Raw genomic sequence first — 15927 nt, 5'->3', positions numbered from 1 at the left:
AGGAGGGATCCGGCGGGTGAGGGTTTCGGGTGCGGACCCGCCGGAGGAGGGAGGGCTCTACTGGACGGGGGTGCCGCCGCGCCAGACCCGGCGAGGCTTGAGGCCGAAGGACCAGGCGAAGGCGCCCTCGTGGTCGGCGTCCCACTGGACGATGTCGGCCAGGCGGCCGGGAGCGAGGACGCCGCGGTCGGGAGCGCCGAGGACCGTGGCGCCGCCGAGGGTGGCGGCTCGGAGGGCGTCGCCGACACTCATGCCGAAGGCCGCGACGGCGAGGCTGATGACCAGGGACATCGAGGTGATGCCGCAGTGGCCCGGATTGTGGTCACTGCCGAGAGCCACGGTGACCCCCTGGGCGAGCATCCGGCGGACCGGGGGCAGGCTGCCACGCTGGAGGGCGGTCCCGGGGCAGACCACGGCGGGGACACCGTAGCGGGCCAGGATCGCGATGTCCTCGTCGGTGGTGTGGTGGAGCAGGTCGGCGGAGGCGCAACCGAGTTCGGCGGCGAGCTGAACGGCGCCGCGTCGGCTGTAGGCGCCGGCGTGCACGCGCGGCAGCAGGCCGACGTTGCGCCCGGAGGCGAGGACCCAGCGGGCCTCCTCCGCGGTGAAGTGGCCCTCGTCGCAGTAGACGTCGACACCGTCGGCTCCCGCCGCGGCGGCGTCGGCGCACCAGGAGCCCACCGCCTCGACATAGTCGCGCTGGCGGCCGAAGTATTCGGGCGGGACGACGTGCGCGGCCATGAAGGTCACGTGGACCCGCGGCATCATCGGCTCTTTCTCCAGCTCGCGCAGGAGCCGCACGTCGGCCAGCTCACCGTCACGGGTGAGGTGATAGCCGGTCTTGGCCTCGATGGTGGTGGTGCCGCTGAGCAGCCATTCGCGGAGTCGCTCACGGACGCCGTTGCAGAGCGTCCAAGGGTCGGTGCCTCGGGTGACCGTCACGGTGGAGCCGATGCCGCCGCCCGCCGCGGTGATCGCGGAGGGGGTGGAACCGCTGGAGCGCATCGCCATCTCGGCGTAGCGGTTTCCCGCGTAGACCGGGTGGGTGTGCGCGTCGATCAGGCCGGGGGTGACCAGCGTGCCGCCCAGGTTCTCGACGTGGTCGACGTCGACGATGTCGTCGACGACACCGGGCACGCTCTGCGGAAGATCCGCGGCGCGACCGACCCAGGCGATCCGGTCGTTGTGGACGAGGATCGCCGCGTTGCTGAACACGTCGTTTCCGGTCCAGAGCCGGCCGATGTTGGTCAGGAGGCGGACCGTCATCGCATCACCGCCTTGTGTTCAGGGGAAGACACCTGAAGGAGCACCGCACCCGGACAGGGCGGGCCGCTCCGCGCGGCGCCGAGCACCGCACCCTTCGAGCCCGCTGTGAGTCCGGACGGCATCGGGGGTCTCCTGCTCTCATCCGCGTGTCTGTTGTGCGGCGACAGTATCGCCGGGATCATGATCGGGCGATTTCAGTTCAGTTACGTTATTTCACAAGTCGGCCCGCTGTACAGGCTAATTGGGAAGAACGCCGCCCCTCCGCGACCGCACCTCACCCGCCGGCTCGACGGTCACGCGTGGCGTCGAACAACTTTCCACAGCTCAGACTACTTCTTCATCGCTCGTAACAGTAGTCACCAGAGCAACTTGCGTCATAACATCTCGCTAGATTTGCCTTATGGTAGCAATCTAAACCTTGGGCGACCACTGCAACTTTTGAGGCTTTTGCACGTTTTCTCACTCTTACAGTGCAGCCACCACAGGCCATCGGAAGCAAGCTCAGCCATTGAAACGCGGTTCGCCGCCACTCTAGGCTGGAATTCGGAAGACTCAAAACGTGCCCTTCCGGCGACCCGCCCCACCTGCCCGCGGGCCGGCACCGCGGGTGTGACGGCGAGCCCACGGTCACCCGCGATCTCCACGATGCCCCCGCCTCCAACGCTCCCGGTGGGCGCGCGCCCCTGCCCTCGATGGGCACGCGCCACGGGATAACGCCAGAGGACCTCGTGATGCGATACGGCGCACAGGCCGTCCAACCTGGTCACTCTCCCCCGAAGATCTGACCACAAGCGGCCCACCAACCCCCCAAAAAAGGTCGTAAGCAGGACGTTCCATGTAGCCTTTCGTGCGAGTTGTCTTCAGGTCGTACGCATGGGAGTTGCCTTGTCCGTCCACGCGGACGCCGGTCGGCGTCGCATCGAAGATCTTTTTCAGGAGCACGAGGCACGCATCTTCAAGCGCTGGCTTGAGATCGCCCGTTCACCCATCGGCGACCAGGGAGAAAGCGGAAAGCTCGCCGACCAGTTGCGCGAGCTCTACCAGGCGCTGCGCCAATCCTTCGAAGACTCCGGCGATCTCAGCGACCTGCGCGGCCTGCTCTCCGAACTCTCCCGGGACCGTGCCCGCCAGGGGTTCACCCCCACCGAGACCGCGACCTTGGTCTTCGGTCTGAAGGAGGCCCTCTACGAGATCGTCGAGGAGGACGGCTCCCCCGAGGCCATCCGCGGTTTCATCTGGTTCTCCCGGGTCATCGACGAACTCGGGCTTTTCACCATGGAGAGCTACGCGGCGGCCAGAGAGAAGATCATCATTGATCAGGCGGAGCAGCTGCTGGAGCTGTCCACCCCGGTGGTCAAGCTCTGGGAGGGCATCGTCGCGGTGCCGCTGGTCGGCACGCTCGACTCCGCCAGGACCCAGGTCGTGATGGAGAAGCTGCTCCAGACGCTCGTCGACACCGGCTCCGAGCACGCGGTCATCGACATCACGGGGGTTCCCGCCGTCGACACCGAGGTCGCCCAGCACCTGCTCAAGACCGTGGTGGCGGCCCGGCTGATGGGCGCCGAGTGCGTGATCTCCGGTATCCGTCCTCAGATCGCCCACACCATCGTCACCCTGGGCATCGAGTTCGGCGACATCGTGACCAAGGCCACCCTCGCCGACGCGCTGGCCCACACGCTGCGGGCGAGCGGGGTCAAATTCGTCAAGGGCGGGGCGTCCCGCATCGCCGTGCGGACGGTGGAGGGCTGATGGATCGCGTTCCCATCCTCAAGCTCGGTGACATCCTGATCGTCTCCATCCAGATCGACCTGCAGGACATGAGCGTGCTCGCCCTACAGGAGGACCTGTCGGAGAAGGTCGTCGAGACCGGTGCACGAGGGGTGATCATCGACATCACCGCCGTGGAGATCGTCGACTCCTTCATCGGCCGGATGCTGGCCACCATCGCGGCGATCTCCCGCATGCTCGACGCCGAGACGATCGTCGTCGGCATGCGACCTGCGGTGGCGATCACCCTCGTCGAGCTCGGCCTCTCCCTCGGCGGCGTACGCACGGCGCTCAACCTCGAGAAGGGCGTCGCGTTGCTGAACCAGATCGAAGAGTCCCAGCACTCCGAGGCCTACCGGTGACGACCGCGAAGGAACTGCCCATAAATGTCAACGGCGACGTCGTGCTGGTCCGCCAGCACGTCAGGACCGTCGCGGTGGACGTGGGCCTCTCCTTGATCGACCAGACCAAGGTGGTGACCGCGGCCAGTGAGCTGGCCCGCAACGCCCTGGTCTACGCGGGAGGCGGGCAGGTACGGGTCGAGGTCGTCCACAAGGGTATGCGGCGAGGCCTGCGAATGGTCTTCAGTGACAACGGTCCCGGCATCCCGGACATCGAGCAGGCACTGACCGACGGGTGGACCACCGGCGGAGGCCTGGGGCTCGGCCTCAGCGGTTCGCGTCGCCTGGTCGACGAGTTCGACCTCGAATCGACTCCCGGTGAGGGAACGCTGATCACGGTGACGAAATGGGCGCGCTGATCCATTCCCAGCGTGACACCTGGGTGAGGGCCGAGGACGCCAGTGCGATCGGCGCCCTCCGCCGTACCGCCGTGACACTCGCCGAGGCGAGGGGATTCAGCGAGGAGGACAGCGGACGGGTCGCCGTCGCGGTGAGCGAGGCCGCCTCGAACCTGGTCAAGCACGCGACCGACGGGGTCATGCTGATTCGCCCCCATCTGGAGCTGGACTCGGCGGTGGAGGTCCTCGCGATCGACCGGGGGCCGGGAATGCGGGACGTCTCCCGCGCCCTGCGCGACGGCTACTCCACCACCGGCACGCTCGGCATCGGCCTGGGCGGCATCGCCAGGATGGCGAGTGGATACGAGGTTCACTCCATGCCCGGCCGGGGCACCGTGCTCGGTATGTACTTCGTCGCGCAGGGCGCCCCGCGGCCCCGGTGCCGGGTGAGCGGCCTCACCCGCCCGATCGGCGACGAGACCGTCTGCGGCGACGCGTTCGTGATCACCGACGAGGGCGCCGTGTCGACCGTGATGCTCTGTGACGGCCTCGGCCACGGCCCCGCGGCCGCCCATGCCTCCCAGGAGGCGGTGCGACTGTTCCTGCGGCACGCCGATCTCGCCCCGGTCACCGCCCTGGAGCGCATCCACGCCGGTCTCGGCCACACCAGGGGCGGTGCGGTCGCCGTGGCCCGTGTCGACGGCGCCGCGGGCACGGTGAGCTTCGCCGGCCTCGGCAACGTCTCCGCGTGGATCGTCCACAACGACGGCCGCCAGGGGATGATCTCGATTCCCGGCATCGCCGGTCACAAGGCCAGGACCCTGCGCCAGTACGAGTACGCCCTGCCGCCGCACGGCGTCGTCCTGCTCCACTCCGACGGTCTGTCCGAGCGGTGGAACATCACCTCCTATCCCGGTCTCGTCACACGCCTCCCCTCCGTCGTCGCCGGCACGCTGCTGCGCGAGGCCGGGACCCGCAGGGACGACGCCTGTGTGGTCGCCGTCAGGCCGGGCACATGACCGGGGACGAGCTGATCCAGATCCATATCCGGGACGACCAGGACGTCTTCGCCATGCGCAAGCTGGGCCGCGAGGTGGCGGAGAGCGTCGGACTGGAGCCCCAGGACCAGATCCGGGTGGCCACCGCACTGAGCGAGATCGGCAGGGAACTCGTGGAGGCGGGAAGCGACGCCTTCGTCGCCTTCCGGCTGGAGCGGGAGAACGCCCTGCTCGTCGCGGTCGACTTCTCGAAGACCGACTTCCACCCTTCGGACGGCGTGACGCTGGCGGGGCGTCTCGTCGACCTCATCGAGCTCGATACCTCCGAGGGAAGAATAAGCATGGTCAAACGGCTCCCGAAGGGCCACAGACCGAGACCTTCGGCGGAGGAGATCCGCGCCAGGCTCGCCGCGGCGGCGCCCACCACGGCCCTCGACGAGCTGCGCAGGCAGAATCGCGAACTCGCCGAGACCCTGGAGGAGGTCCTGCAGCTCAACACCGAACTGCAGGAGACCAACCAGGGAGTGCTCGCCCTCTACAACCAGCTGTCGGAGGAGCTTGAGGAGACCAACCGCGGCGTCGTGGCGCTCTACGCCGAGCTGGACGAGAAGTCCGCGCAGCTCCGGACGGCGAGCGACGCGAAGAACAGGTTCTGGGCCACCGTCAGCCACGAGCTGCGCACCCCCCTCAACTCGATCATCGGCCTGGTCCGCCTCCTGGTGGGACCCGGCGGGGAGCCCCTCGCCGACGAGCAGCTCCATCAGATCAACCTCATCGGCTCCTCCGCGGAGACGCTCCTGTCGCTGGTGAGCGAGTTGCTCGACATGGCGAAGGCCGAGGCGGGCAGGCTCGACCCTCAGCCCTCCATGGTCGACCTGATGGCTCTGGCCGAACGGCTGCGCATGACGCTGCACCCCACCACCGGCCACGACGGGGTGAGGCTCACCGTGGAGGTCTCGCAGGCACCGGTGGAGATGCTGGTGGACGAGGTGATGCTCACCCGGATCCTGCGCAACCTGCTCACCAACGGGCTGAAGTTCACCGAGCACGGCGAGGTCAAGCTGGAGGCGAGGCTCGACGAGACCGCCCAGGATCTGGTCTTCACCGTGACCGACACGGGGATAGGCGTGCCCGAGGAGCATCTGGAGCGCGTCTTCGAGGAGTTCTTCCAGGTTCCCGGGCCGATCCAGGTGCGAAGCAAGGGGACCGGGCTCGGCCTGCCGTACGCACGCCGGCTGGCCGAGGCACTGGGCGGCGGCCTGCACCTGACCAGCGTCGCGGGCTCCGGCACCACGGCCACCCTGAGGCTGCCCTACCGGCACGACGGGGCCCCCGTGGTCGGCCGGTTGCTCGTCGTGGACGACGACGAGGAGTTCCGCGCCGTCGTGCGCCGGATGCTCTCCGGATTCGCCGCCCACATCGACGAGGCCTCCGACGGCCTGAGGGCACTGGAGATGATGGAGGAGAACCCGCCCGACATCGCCTTGGTGGATCTGCTGATGCCCCGGCTCGACGGCACCGCGCTGATGCTGCGGATGTCCAACGACGAGCGGCTGCGCCAGGTACCGGTGATCGTCGTGACCGTCGCCACGGCGCACCAGGTGCCCGACCGGGCGCACATGGTGATCCCCAAGCACGGCCTCCGCCGCGACACTCTGCTGGAGGCGATCGAAAGCGCCCTGGGACACGTCGATGACTAGGAAAACCGCGAGGAACGAGGCGACCGTACTGGTCGTGGACGACACCCCGACCAAGCTGTACATCCTGTCGAGCTGGCTGCGGCGCTCGGGACACCAGGTCGTGCAGGCCACCGGCGGCATGGAGGCACTCGCCAAGGTGAGGGAGCTCCGCCCCGACCTCGTCGTTTTGGACGTACGGCTGCCCGACATCAGCGGCTACGAGGTCTGCGAGCAGATCAAGGCGGACCCGGCGACGTCCTCCATCCCGGTCATCCAGATCTCCGGGGCCGCGATCACCCCCGCCGACCGGGCCCAGGGGCTCGAACGCGGGGCGGACGCCTACCTGGCGGAGCCGGTCGAGCCGGACGAGTTCGCCGCGACGGTCGAGGCCACGCTGCGCTACTACCGTGCCCGGCAGCGGGCCGAGCTGATGGCCGGACGACTCGCCGCCCTCACCGAGGTCACGCTCTCGATGAACTCCGCCGAGACGTTCGACGAGCTCCTCGCCACGGCCGTCGAGGGAACCTCACGGATCCTGGGGCGGCACGCGGGCGCGCTCGCCCTGCCCCCCGACGGCCGGACCCGCAGGTTCGCCGCGATTCCTTCGGAGAACGTCGCCCAGGCCAAGGTCGCGGCGCCGGACACCCTGCCCAGACTGAGCGCGATGTCCCTGGGTGCTTCCGCGGGCACCCAGGTCCTCACGGTGCCGGCCGCCAAGTGGATGGAGCTGATGCCCGACGCGACACTCGACGGTGACGTCTCGGCGGTGATCTGCCGCACCAAGCTGGGCAGGCCCCCCGTCTATCTCGGGGTGGTGGAGACGCCGCCGCTCGACCCCGACGAGTCCAACGTGCTGCGCCAGCTCGGCCAGGCCCTCGCCCTCGCCGTGGACGCGCTGCGGGCGTACGCCGAGGAGCACGCGATCGCCCTCACCCTGCAGCGCAGCCTGCTGCCGGCGCGGATCCCCGAGATCCCCGGAGTCGCGATCAGCTGGCGGTATCAGCCCGCGGTCGACAACGTCGAGGTCGGCGGCGACTTCTACGAGGTCCTGCGGATGGACCACCGGGTGCTCATCGCCATCGGCGACGTCCAGGGGCACTCGCTGCTCGCCGCCACCGTCATGGCGGAGTTGCGCCACGCGCTGCGTGCCTCCGTCATCGACGCCCAGGATATCGGCGCGTCGATGGCGCTGCTCAACAACGTGCTGCGGCGCTACCACCCCGGCATGACCGCCACCGTGGCCCTGTTCCTGATCGATCCTGTGACCGGGGAGATGGAGATCTCGAACGCGGGGCACATCCCGCCTCTCGTCATCGCGGACGGCCATGCGCGCTACCACGCTCTGGGCAACCTCCTGCTGGGGGTGGCCGAGGAAACCTACCGGGTCGACCGGGTGAACGTCCCCGAGGGAGCCTCGGTGCTGCTGTTCACCGACGGGCTCATCGAGGACCGCGACAAGCTGCTCGACGAGAGCCTGGAGATCGTACGGCACCTGGCGGAGAGCCTGGAGGGAGACCAGGAGGCCTTCTGCGACCGGCTGATCGAGCGGTTCGGCGCCAGGGAGGACGACGTGGCGCTGGTGATGTTCCGGCGCGAGAAGCGCTGAACGACGTCCGGGAGGCGTCGGACGCGCTCGGATGCGCCGTACCGCCTCCAAGAGGACGGTACGGCGCGTCTTGGCGGGTCAGACCGCGGTCTCGACCGGTTTGGCGGTCTTCTCCAGCTCGGCGAAGAGGCCGGGCAGGACCCTGGCGTGCAGCACCGTGCCGTCTCCGGTGTGCTCGACGCCGAGGACCTCGCCCTCCTTGTGCGCCCTGGAGATCAGGTCACCGCGCTCGTACGGCACGAGAAGCCTGACCTCCTGGTCGAAGCGGGGCAGCTCCCGCTCGATCACGGCCCTCAGCTCGTCGAGTCCGGCGCCGGTGCGGGCCGAGACCACGACGGTGTGCTTCTCCTTCGCGGTCAGCTGGGCCAGCACCACCGGGTCGGCGGCGTCGGCCTTGTTCACGACCACGATCTCCGGGATGTCGCGGGCGCCCTCGATGTCGCCGATCACCTCACGTACCGCGGCGAGCTGCGACTCGGGGTCGGGGTGCGAGCCGTCGACCACGTGCAGGATCAGGTCGGCGTCGCCGACCTCCTCAAGCGTGGAGCGGAACGCCTCGACGAGCTGGTGCGGCAGGTGCCGGACGAATCCGACGGTGTCGGCGAGCGTGAACAGGCGTCCGTCGGGCGTGTGCGCCTTGCGGACCGTCGGATCGAGCGTGGCGAACAGGGCGTCCTCGACCAGCACCCCCGCGCCGGTCAGCCGGTTCAGCAGCGAGGACTTGCCCGCGTTGGTGTATCCGGCGATGGCCACGGCGGGAACCTCGCGCTGCAGGCGCCGCGAGCGCTTGGTCACGCGGGCGGTGGTCATCTCGCCGATCTGGCGGCGCAGCTTGGCCATCCGCTCACGGATCCGGCGGCGGTCCAGCTCGATCTTGGTCTCACCGGGCCCACGGCCTCCCATGCCGACGCCGCCCGCGGCGCGACCGCCGACCTGGCGTGACAGGTTTCCACCCCAGCCTCGCAGGCGCGGCAGCAGGTAGTTGAGCTGCGCGAGCTCGACCTGCGCCTTGCCCTCGCGGCTCTTGGCGTGCTGGGCGAAGATGTCGAGGATCAACATGGTCCGGTCGATGACCTTGACCTTGACGATCTCCTCAAGCTGGCGGAGCTGGCCGGGGCTCAGCTCTCCGTCGCAGACCACGGTGTCGGCACCGGTGGCGGAGACGATGTCGGCAAGCTCCTGCGCCTTGCCGGAGCCGATGTAGGTCGCGGTGTCGGGCTTCTGCCTGCGCTGGATCAGACCTTCCAGGACCTCCGAGCCCGCGGTCTCGGCGAGGAGCTTCAGCTCAAGGAGGGAGTTTTCCGCGTCGGTCGACGTACCGGAGGTCCAGACGCCGACGAGGACGACCCGCTCAAGCCGCAGCTGGCGGTATTCGACCTCGGTGACGTCTTCCAGCTCAGTGGAGAGGCCCGCCACCCGGCGGAGTGCCTGGCGCTCGGCCAGATCCATCTCGCCGTTGTCGAGCAGGTCGTCGAATCGGTCGATGTCCAGCGGCTCACGAGTGTCTATGTCGTCGCTCCATTCAGATGGTTGGTGCGTGTGCGTTCTTCTCACAGGAGAGAACGCCCCAACACCCCGGGTCTCTTCCCCTCGATGGTGCCACGGGAACCTCTGGCCATCACCTGGTTATCACCGCCTCGTCCCGGCGTGCCGCGAACGCCCCCTGGTCGGGGCCCCGGGAACGGCTCAAAGGCGCGGCCTCAGGGAAGCCGGACCGAGGCGTCGCCCGAGCCGGTCCGCAGCGTGACCTTGCGGGGCGAGGAGGGGTCCCTGACCACCTCCACGGTCTCCTGCCCCGAACCGGTGTCGGTGGTGACGTCGTAGCCGCCCTTGGGAAGGTAGGCGACGATGTCGCCGGAGCCGGTCTCGATCCGCACATCCTCGGGCGTGGCGGAGAACCTCGCCTCGACGTCGCCGGAGCCGGTGTCGGCGACGAACCGCTTGGAGGTCAGGTCACCGCCCTCGATCTCGCCGGAGCCGCTCGTGGCGTTCACCTCCCCGGTGAGCCCGCGCATCGTGATGGTGCCCGAGCCGGTGTCGAGTTTGGCCGTGAGGCCCCGCGGGATCTCGACCTTGTAGTCGACCGAGCAGTTCCTGCGGCATTCGTAGCGCAGGGTGAGCGTGCCGCTGTCCACCGGGTGCCGGAGGGTGGGCTTGTCGCCACGCCAGTGGATGGTCTCGGTCACCCGGACGGCCTCCCGGTCCGACTCGGTGACCACGATGTCGCCGGAGCCGGTGGCGACGTCCAGGGCCTTCAGCTCGCCGGTGACGTCGTAGGAGACGACCTCCTGCTGCCGGTCGCGGAAGTCGAGTGCGCCGCACCCCGAGAGCACGAACACCGACCCCAGGATCGCCCCTGCGACGACCATGTTCTTCTTCATGTGCCCAATCCTCGACTTCCCGGGAAACCTTCGCTTCCCAACCAACGTGCGACGGGTCCGTCCTTCCCTCTGCCGACCTGCCGACCTGCCGAGGGCGCTGACCCAACTCTGTCCGAACACGCCGGCCAGATCATCGGGGAACGCCCGGATCGACCCCTGAGGGGGACCCTGCCTTTGACCGGTGACCGGCCCTGAAGTAGCGTCTATTCCACAATTCAGAATTACTTTTCCACCATGTGGAAATCTGCGAGGAAAAGAGGACCCATGGACGGCGTTGAGATCGGCGGCCCCCTCCAGGACCGCTTCGAGGAGATCCTCACGCCGGAGGCACTGGCCTTCCTGGCCACCCTCCAGCGCGAGTTCGACGGCCGGCGTCTGGAGCTGCTGGAGGCCCGCCAGGCCCGCCAGGCGGAGCTGTCGGCGGGCGGCACCCTCGACTTCCTGCCCGAGACCCGGCACGTGCGTGAGTCCGAGTGGCACGTCGCCCCGCCCGCCCCCGGCCTGGTGGACCGCCGCGTGGAGATCACCGGTCCCGTCGACCGGAAGATGACGATCAACGCGCTGAACTCCGGCGCCAAGGTCTGGCTCGCGGACTTCGAGGACGCCAACGCTCCCACCTGGGAGAACACCATCAACGGCCAGCTCAACCTGCGCGACGCGCTCGATCGGACCCTCGACTTCTCCGCCGGGGAGAAGAGCTACGCCCTCAAGCCGGACACCGAGCTCGCCACCATCGTGGTCCGGCCCCGCGGGTGGCACCTGAACGAGAAGCACCTCACCTGTGACGGCAGGCCGTTCTCCGCCTCCCTCGTCGACTTCGGCCTCTACTTCTTCCACTCGGCGCAGCGGCAGATGGCCAAGGGCAAGGGTCCGTACTTCTACCTGCCGAAGATCGAGTCACACCTGGAGGCCCGCCTCTGGAACGACGTCTTCGTCAGGGCCCAGGAGCTGCTCGACATCCCCCGGGGCACGATCCGGGCGACGGTGCTCATCGAGACCTATCCTGCCGCGTTCGAGATGGAGGAGATCCTCTACGAGCTCCGCGACCACTCCGCGGGGCTCAACGCCGGCCGCTGGGACTACCTCTTCAGCGTGATCAAGAAGTTCCGCACCCGCGGCCGCGAGTTCCTGCTGCCCGAGCGCAACGCCGTGACGATGACCGCTCCGTTCATGCGCGCCTACACCGAGTTGCTGGTCCGCACCTGCCACCGGCGCGGGGCCCACGCCATCGGCGGGATGGCCGCGTTCATCCCCTCCCGCCGCGACCCCGAGGTCAACAAGGTCGCCCTGGAGAAGGTCACCGCCGACAAGACCCGCGAGTCCGGCGACGGTTTCGACGGCTCCTGGGTGGCGCACCCCGACCTCGTACCGATCTGCCGCGATGTCTTCGACACCGTCCTGGAGGACCGGCCGAACCAGCTCCACCGCCTGCGCGAGGACGTCTCCGTCTCCGCCGCCGACCTGCTGGCGGTCTCCAAGACCCCCGGCGACATCACCGAGGCGGGGCTGCGCAACAACGTGGACGTGGCGCTGCGCTACCTGGCCGCCTGGATGGGGGGGCTGGGTGCGGTGGCGATCCACAACCTGATGGAGGACGCGGCGACCGCCGAGATCTCCCGTTCCCAGATCTGGCAGTGGATCCACAACGGCATCGAGCTCGCCGACACCGGCGCCGTGGTGACCAGGGAGCTGGTCGAGAGGATCATCGACGAGGAACTCGCCAAGATCAAGGCGGAGCCCGGCTACGACGAGGCCCTCTACGGTCAGGCCACCGCCCTGTTCAAGGAGGTCGCCCTCGACGACGACTTCGCGGAGTTCCTTACTCTCCCGGCCTATGCGCGTATGCCGTGACATGACCAGCCCGACAGTGCGGAATCCTCATCCCCCGGCGGGGATTCCTCACTCCGGGCGGTCACCGTGGGCGGATGCGGACGCCGGACTCAGTGGATACTTTGCGTGCATGAGCGATGACAGGAACGGTGAAGGAGCCGATCAGGGCGAGTACGCGGCGCTACTCGACGCCGTCAAGCGCGAAATCATCGGCAGCAGGGGACGGGTGGCGCTGCTCACCACCGACACCGAGCTGATCCGGCAGTACTGGCGGATCGGCCGCCACATCCTCGATCGGCAGCCGGACGACGACTGGGGCAGGAAGGCGGTGCCCCGGCTCTCGACCGACCTGCGCGGCGCGTTCCCCGAGGCGATGGGATACTCGCGGACCAACCTCCTCTACATGAGGGCCTTCGCGGCCGCCTGGCCGGACTCCATCCCGCGGACGGCGCGGCCGATCCCCTGGGGCCACCACATCGTCCTGCTCGACATGCTCGACAACAGGGCGACCAGGGAGTTCTACGCGCGCAAGACCGCGGACGAGGGGTGGGCGAGGGGCGTCCTGATCACGATGATCAAAGGACGGCTCCACCTGCGCGTCCGTCACTCCCCGCCCGGCCTCGTCCGTACGCCGCCCTCCCCCGACCGCCGTACCCCGCAGCGGGCACCCGGAGAACCCTGCTTCTCCGGCCTCGTGGACGACGGCCCCAGACACGGCAGGAACGCCGGCGCCGCCGCGCTGAGTGAGAATTCGAGATGAGGACGACAAGGACGGCGTCCTCGATCGGCCGATGGAGGCCGGCGAGCACCGGCGACAGCGCCGGGACGTCGGGCACGCCGGAGGAGCCGGAGGAGGAGCGATGTCGACGAAGACCCTGGACGAGCCGGCCCGCAGGTTCGAGGAACTCCTCGGACCCGGGTCGGTCATCACCGATCCCGTGCGGCTGCGCACCTACGAGTGCGACGGGCTGACCCACCACCGGGTCACCCCCGGAGTCGTGGTGCTGCCTTCGAGCGCCGAGCAGGTCGCGGCCGTGGTGAGGATCTGCAACGAGTACGACCTGCCGTTCGTGGCCAGGGGCGCCGGGACCGGACTGTCGGGCGGTGCCCTGCCACGGGCCGACGGGGTGCTGGTCGTGACCTCGAAGATGCGGCGGATCCTCTCCGTCGACCTGCCGAACCGGAGGGCGACCGTGGAGCCTGGGGTCACCAACCTGGCGATCACCGAGGCCGTCCGCGACCTGGGCCGCTACTACGCGCCCGACCCCTCCAGCCAGCAGGTCTGCACGATCGGCGGCAACGTGGCCGAGAACTCCGGCGGCGCCCACTGCCTGAAGTACGGCTTCACCGTCAATCACGTGGTCGGCCTGGAGATCGTCACCCCCGACGGTGACATCGTCGAACTGTCGGACACCGATCCCGGATACGACCTGCTGGGCGCGTTCATCGGCTCCGAGGGCACGCTCGGTATCGCGACCAAGATCGTCGTACGGCTGAGCAGGCTGCCGGAGGCCGTGACGACGCTGCTCGCGGCGTTCGAGGACATCGAGCGGGGCGGGCAGGCGGTGTCGGCGATCATCGGCGGAGGCATCGTGCCCGCCGCGATCGAGATGATGGACGCCCTCGCCGTCGAGGCGGCCGAGGCGGCCGTGGCGTGCGCCTACCCGGAGGGCGCGGGGGCGGTGCTCATCGTGGAGCTGGACGGCCCCGCGGAGGAGGTCGCGCACCAGTTCGGCGAAGTGACGCGGCTTTGCCGGGAGAGCGGCGCGTTCGAGATACGGGTCGCCGACGATCCGGCGGAGCGGGCTGCGATCTGGCGGGGCCGCAAGTCGGCGTTCGCCGCGGTGGGCCGGATCAGCCCCGCCTACATCGTCCAGGACGGTGTCGTCCCCCGGACCGCGCTGGGCGGGGTGCTGGCGAGCATCGACGCCCTCTCCCGCGAGTACGGCATCAGGGTGGCGAACGTCTTCCACGCCGGTGACGGCAACCTGCACCCGCTGGTGCTGTTCGACGACGCCGAGCCGGGTGCGGAGGAGAGGGCGGAGATCGTGTCGGGGAGGATTCTCGACCTGTGCATCGAGCACGGCGGTTCCATCACCGGCGAACATGGCGTCGGCGTGGACAAGTCCCGTTATATGCCGAAAATGTTCTCTGACGACGATCTCAACACCATGCAGCTGGTGCGCTGCGCCTTCGACCCCCGCGGCCTGTCGAACCCGGGAAAGATCTTCCCGACCCCCCGGCTGTGCGGCGAGGTCCCGGGGGTCCGCAAGGGCGCGCACCCGCTGGTCGAGTCGGGACAGGCGGAGCACTTCTGATGGGAGCACCGCTGGAGGCACCCTTGAAGGCACAGAAGGCACAGAAGGCACAAAAGGCCCTGAAAGCACAGAAAGCGCTGCGCGCGACGGGCGTGACGATCCGGGAGGCGACCTCCGACGACGCGGTGGGCGGGGTCGCGCCCCGCTGGGTGGCCCTGCCGGAGAACACCGGGGAGGTCGCCGCGCTGATGCGCGTCTCGGCCGCGCACGACCTGGCCGTGGTCCCGGTGGGAGACGGCACCAAGCTCGGCTGGGGCAATCCCCCCGAACGGTGCGACCTGCTGATCGACACCTGCTGCCTGCTCCTCGGGGACGGATCCGCGGTCGAGCACTCCTCGGGCGATCTCGTGACGCGGGTCGGCGCTGGACTCCCCCTCAACGTCCTCAACGCCACGCTCTCGCGATCGCGGCAGGAACTCGCCCTGGACACGCCCCTGGGCGCCGGCACGGTCGGCGGGACGCTCGCCACCGCGGTCGCCGGCCCCCGCAGGTTCCGCTACGGCACCGCCCGCGACCTGCTGATCGGTATCACGGTCGTGCTGGCCGACGGCACGATCGCCACCTCGGGCGGCAACGTCGTCAAGAACGTCGCAGGCTATGACCTGGGCAAGCTCTTCACCGGCTCCTACGGCACGCTCGGCGTCATCACCGAGGCCACCTTCCGCCTCCACCCGATCCCCGCCGCCCGCCGGTGGGTCACCGTGGACCTGCCCGTCGGCGGACCGGATTCCGCCGGTTCCCCCGCGAGGGACGCACTGAACGGACTGGGCGCACTGGACGCACTGGTCGCCGAGCTCGCGGCCTCGCAGGCCGAGCCGAGCGCCGTCGAGCTGGAGTGGCCGGGCCTCACCGGCAAAGCCACCGTCTCCGCGCTCGTCGAGGGAGAGGCGGCCGATGTCCGCGCGGAGGCCGTGCGCACCTCGATGGACGAGTACGGGAGCGCGCGGATCACCGCCGAGGCGCCCGCCTGGTGGTCGGTGCCGCCCGGCGAGGAGGTTCTGCTGGAACTGCGGGTCCCGCCCGCCGCGGCCTGCCCGGCGCTACGTGCGGTCGCCGCACGCGGGCTGCCCGCTCGCGTACGCGGGTCGGTGGCCTCCGCGGTCCTGCTGGCCGCCCTGCCGGAGGACGTCGGCGAGGCGGAGTTCTCCGGGTTCGTGACGGGCGTGCGCGACGACCTGCGGCGGCTCGGCGGCGCGCTCACGGTGCTCGCCGTGCCTCCCGCTCTCGCCCGCGGGATCGATCGCTGGGGTCCCTCTGGCGCCCTGCCTCTGATGCGGCGGGTCAAGGAACGGTTCGACCCCGGCCGGAGGATGTCCCCCGGCCGGTTCGCGGGAGGGATCTGA

The 15927-nt window shown here is 69.4% G+C and carries 13 protein-coding genes; 10 read left to right on the top strand and 3 right to left on the bottom strand.

Going from position 1 to position 15927, the window contains the following annotated elements:
- Positions 1-57: 57 nt before the first annotated feature.
- A complete protein-coding gene (gene hutI / locus ABZ664_RS00910; protein WP_362501318.1) occupies positions 58-1266 on the bottom strand; it encodes an imidazolonepropionase in 1209 nt (402 codons plus the stop codon).
- An 873-nt stretch (positions 1267-2139) separates the two neighbouring features.
- On the opposite strand from hutI, the gene ABZ664_RS00905 reads away from it, so the two are divergent.
- From ABZ664_RS00905 to ABZ664_RS00880, 6 genes are read left to right on the top strand one after another with little or no spacing between them, the layout of a single operon-like run.
- Positions 2140-3015: an STAS domain-containing protein gene (locus tag ABZ664_RS00905; protein ID WP_362501316.1), complete on the top strand. Its 876-nt coding sequence runs from the start codon at positions 2140-2142 to the stop codon at positions 3013-3015.
- Complete coding sequence (locus tag ABZ664_RS00900) at positions 3015-3395, top strand: STAS domain-containing protein (protein ID WP_362501314.1); 381 nt, start codon at positions 3015-3017, stop codon at positions 3393-3395. Before ABZ664_RS00905 ends, ABZ664_RS00900 begins: the two co-directional genes overlap by 1 nt.
- Positions 3392-3793, top strand: coding sequence for an anti-sigma regulatory factor (locus ABZ664_RS00895; protein WP_362501312.1), 402 nt, complete (start codon positions 3392-3394; stop codon positions 3791-3793). The genes ABZ664_RS00900 and ABZ664_RS00895 overlap by 4 nt, the downstream gene beginning before the upstream one ends.
- Positions 3781-4791: an ATP-binding protein gene (locus ABZ664_RS00890; protein ID WP_362501310.1), complete on the top strand. Its 1011-nt coding sequence runs from the start codon at positions 3781-3783 to the stop codon at positions 4789-4791. The genes ABZ664_RS00895 and ABZ664_RS00890 overlap by 13 nt, the downstream gene beginning before the upstream one ends.
- Positions 4788-6470: an ATP-binding protein gene (locus tag ABZ664_RS00885; protein ID WP_362501308.1), complete on the top strand. Its 1683-nt coding sequence runs from the start codon at positions 4788-4790 to the stop codon at positions 6468-6470. The genes ABZ664_RS00890 and ABZ664_RS00885 overlap by 4 nt, the downstream gene beginning before the upstream one ends.
- The gene (locus tag ABZ664_RS00880) at positions 6463-8055 is read left to right on the top strand and encodes a SpoIIE family protein phosphatase (protein ID WP_362501306.1); all 1593 of its coding nucleotides are present in this window, start codon (positions 6463-6465) and stop codon (positions 8053-8055) included. Before ABZ664_RS00885 ends, ABZ664_RS00880 begins: the two co-directional genes overlap by 8 nt.
- 78 nt (positions 8056-8133) lie before the next feature.
- Here ABZ664_RS00880 and hflX read toward each other — a convergent pair whose 3' ends face one another.
- Both hflX and ABZ664_RS00870 read right to left on the bottom strand, forming a co-directional pair.
- Positions 8134-9504, bottom strand: coding sequence for a GTPase HflX (hflX, locus tag ABZ664_RS00875; protein WP_362502212.1), 1371 nt, complete (start codon positions 9502-9504; stop codon positions 8134-8136).
- Between the two features lie 251 nt (positions 9505-9755).
- Positions 9756-10436, bottom strand: a complete 681-nt coding sequence (locus ABZ664_RS00870) for a DUF4097 family beta strand repeat-containing protein (RefSeq protein WP_362501304.1) — start codon at positions 10434-10436, stop codon at positions 9756-9758.
- Positions 10437-10700: 264 nt separating this feature from the next.
- Here ABZ664_RS00870 and aceB point away from each other — a divergent pair, with 264 nt between their 5' ends.
- The 4 genes from aceB to ABZ664_RS00850 all read left to right on the top strand — a co-directional run bounded on the left by aceB (position 10701) and on the right by ABZ664_RS00850 (position 15927).
- On the top strand, positions 10701-12287 hold the full coding sequence (gene aceB / locus ABZ664_RS00865) for a malate synthase A (RefSeq protein ID WP_362501302.1): 1587 nt from the start codon (positions 10701-10703) through the stop codon (positions 12285-12287).
- A gap of 109 nt (positions 12288-12396) precedes the next feature.
- Positions 12397-13026: a DUF1016 N-terminal domain-containing protein gene (locus ABZ664_RS00860; RefSeq protein WP_362501300.1), complete on the top strand. Its 630-nt coding sequence runs from the start codon at positions 12397-12399 to the stop codon at positions 13024-13026.
- A 100-nt stretch (positions 13027-13126) separates the two neighbouring features.
- On the top strand, positions 13127-14584 hold the full coding sequence (locus tag ABZ664_RS00855; protein WP_362501298.1) for an FAD-linked oxidase C-terminal domain-containing protein: 1458 nt from the start codon (positions 13127-13129) through the stop codon (positions 14582-14584).
- 23 nt (positions 14585-14607) lie between these two features.
- Complete coding sequence (locus tag ABZ664_RS00850; protein ID WP_362501296.1) at positions 14608-15927, top strand: FAD-binding oxidoreductase; 1320 nt, start codon at positions 14608-14610, stop codon at positions 15925-15927.

Source organism: Streptosporangium sp. NPDC006930, from assembly GCF_040635605.1.
Classification (GTDB): domain Bacteria; phylum Actinomycetota; class Actinomycetes; order Streptosporangiales; family Streptosporangiaceae; genus Streptosporangium.
The sequence above is the reverse complement of the archived record's forward strand: the minus strand, read 5'-3'. Positions and strand labels throughout refer to the sequence as shown.